The organism is Streptomyces lushanensis (assembly GCF_001700515.1).
Taxonomy (GTDB): Bacteria; Actinomycetota; Actinomycetes; order Streptomycetales; family Streptomycetaceae; genus Streptomyces; species Streptomyces lushanensis.
The window spans coordinates 1-3,067 of the sequence record NZ_MAUD01000306.1; the positions used below are offsets into that span (position 1 = coordinate 1).

Annotated in this window: 1 protein-coding gene; it reads left to right on the forward strand. The window is 70.0% G+C overall.

Features of this window, described 5'->3' with window-relative positions:
* Positions 1 to 281 precede the first annotated feature (281 nt).
* A partial coding sequence (locus tag BFF77_RS23695) for an alpha-mannosidase (RefSeq protein WP_079125427.1) occupies positions 282 to 3,067 on the forward strand: 2,786 nt, incomplete at its 3' end.

The following is a 3,067-nucleotide window of genomic DNA, read 5'->3' on the forward strand; positions in this document are numbered from 1 at the left end:
GGAGCCTTCTTCGAGGCCTTCGCCCGGCTCACCGCGGCCGGTGTCCGTCCCACCGCGGTCCTTGCGGGCCGGGCCGAGGACAAGGAGCATCTGGCGATGCGCGGTATCACCGAGATCGTCCGTCCGGACCAGGTCGGCTGATCCCGGGTAGACCTGCCCGTAGCCCGTAGCCCGTAGCCCGTAGCCCGTAGCCCACGACCGCGAACTCCGTATACCGTCCCTGCCGGCCGCCGGCCACCCGCACCCATCGCACCTCTCACGCATCTCAGGAGCGTTCCCTCATGCACGACGACCGCAGCCTGGTCGAAGGCCGCCTCAAGCGGGTCCTCGACGAGCGCATCCGGCCCGCCGTATATCCCGAATCCGTACCGCTCGACATCGCCGTCTGGACCGCGCCGGGAGAGCCCGTACCGGTCGAGGAGGGCCTCGCGGGCCCGACCGTGCCGATCGCCGTCGGCGACCGCTGGGGCGCGCCGTGGGGCACGAGCTGGTTCCGTGTCTCCGGAACCGTCCCCGAGCGGTGGGCGGGCCGCACCGTGGAGGCCCTGCTCGACCTCGGATTCGACGAGAACATGCCGGGATTCCAGTGCGAGGGCCTGGTCTACCGGCCCGACGGAACCCCGGTGAAGGGCCTCAACCCGCGCAACCAGTGGGTACGGATCGGCGCGCCCGTCGCGGGCGGCGAAGAGGTGCTGCTGCACATCGAGGCCGCGTCCAACCCGGTGATCCTCGGTCATCCCCCGTTCCGGCCGACGGCACTCGGCGACAAGGCGACCGCGGGCACCGAGCCGCACTACACCCTCGCCCGGATGGATCTCGCCGTCTTCGACGAGAACGTCTGGCAGCTCGTCCAGGACCTTGAGGTGCTCGGCGAGCTGATGGCCGAGCTGCCCGTGGACGGCGCGCGCCGCTGGGAGATCCTGCGCGCCGTCAGCCGCGCGCTCGACGTGGTCGACCTCCAGGACGTCAACGGCACCGCGGCCGCCGCCCGGGAGCTGCTCGCCGAGGTGCTGGCCGCTCCGGCGACGTCGACCGCGCACCGGATCAGCGCGGTCGGTCACGCGCACATCGACTCGGCCTGGCTGTGGCCGCTGCGCGAGACGGTACGCAAGGTCGCCCGGACGACGGCCAACATGACCGCCCTGCTGGAGGACGAGCCGGAGTTCGTCTTCGCGATGTCGCAGGCGCAGCAGTTCGCCTGGATCAAGGAGCACCGGCCCGAGGTCTACGCCAAGGTCAAGAAGGCCGTGGCGGAGGGACGGTTCGTACCGGCCGGCGGTATGTGGGTCGAGTCCGACACCAATATGCCCGGCTCCGAGGCGATGGCCCGGCAGTTCGTCCACGGAAAGCGTTTCTTCCTGGACGAGTTCGGCATCGAGAACGACGAGGCGTGGCTGCCGGACACCTTCGGCTTCGCCGCGGGACTGCCGCAGATCATCAAGGCCGCGGGATCCAAGTGGCTGCTCACCCAGAAGATCTCGTGGAGCAAGATCAACACATTTCCGCACCACACCTTCACCTGGGAGGGCATCGACGGGACGCGGATCTTCACCCACTTCCCGCCGATCGACACCTACAACTGCTCGATGACGGGCGCCCAGATCGCCCACGCCGCGCGGAACTTCAAGGAGAAGGGCGTCGCCAGGCACTCGCTCGCACCGACAGGCTGGGGCGACGGAGGCGGCGGCACCACCCGTGAGATGATCGCCAAGGCCGCCCGTATGCGCAGCCTCGAAGGCTCCGCGACGGTCGAGTGGGAGACGCCGGGCGCCTTCTTCGCCAAGGCCGAGGCGGAGCATCCGAATCCGCCGGTCTGGGTCGGCGAGCTCTATCTGGAGCTGCACCGCGCCACCCTCACCAGCCAGGCGAAGACCAAGCAGGGCAACCGGCGCAGCGAGCATCTGCTGCGCGAGGCCGAGCTGTGGGCCGCCACCGCCGCCGTACGGACCGGCGCGCCCTATCCGTACGAGCGGCTCGACCGGATCTGGAAGACGGTGCTCCTGCACCAGTTCCACGACATCCTGCCCGGCTCGTCCATCGCCTGGGTGCACCGCGAGGCCGCGCGGACGTACGCGGGTGTCGCCGAGGAACTGAACGGGATCGTCGACTCGGCGCAGCGCGCTCTCGCCGGTGACCCCTCCGGCTCCACGGACCTGCTCTTCAACTCCGCGCCGCACACGCGCGGCGGTGTCGCGGCGGGCGCGGCGGGACCGGCCACCGGCGGCGGCAGCGCCGAGCTGCTGCCGCGCGAGGACGGCGGTTACCTGCTCAGCAACGGTCTGCTGGAGGTCGAGATCGACAGCCGCGGACTGGTGGTGTCGGTCTACGACATCAGCGCGGAGCGCGAGACCGTCGCCCCGGGCGAGGCGGCCAATCTCCTCCAGATCCATCCGGACTTCCCCAACCAGTGGGACGCCTGGGACGTGGACGAGTTCTACCGGAACACCGTCACCGATCTCACGGATCTCGACGAACTCACCCCGGTCGAGGGCACGGACGCCGCTTCCGTCCGTCTCGTGCGCACCTTCGGCGCGTCGAAGGTCACCCAGCTGCTGACGCTCGCGCCGGGGGTCAAGCGGCTCGACATCGACACCGAGGTCGACTGGCACGAGACCGAGAAGTTCCTGAAGGCCGCGTTCCCGCTGGACGTGCACGCCGAGCGCTATGCCTCGGAGACCCAGTTCGGCCACGTCCACCGGGCCACCCACACCAATACGAGCTGGGAGGCCGCCAAGTTCGAGACCTGCAACCACCGCTTCGTCCACTTCGACGAGCCGGGCTGGGGCGTCGCGCTGGTGAACGACTCGACGTACGGACACGATGTGACCCGTACGGTACGGAAGTCGGACGCCGGTACGACCACCACGGTGCGTGTCTCGCTGCTGCGCGCACCGCGCTTCCCCGACCCGGAGACCGACCAGGGCGTGCCGGAAGCGGTGCACGCCCTGGTCGGTCTCCGGGTCGGGGAAGCGCGGTGCGCGCAGCAGCGAGACACGCACCGTGGTGGTCGTACCGGCGTCCGACTTCCGTACCGTACGGGTCACATCGTGTCCGTCCGTCGCGTCGT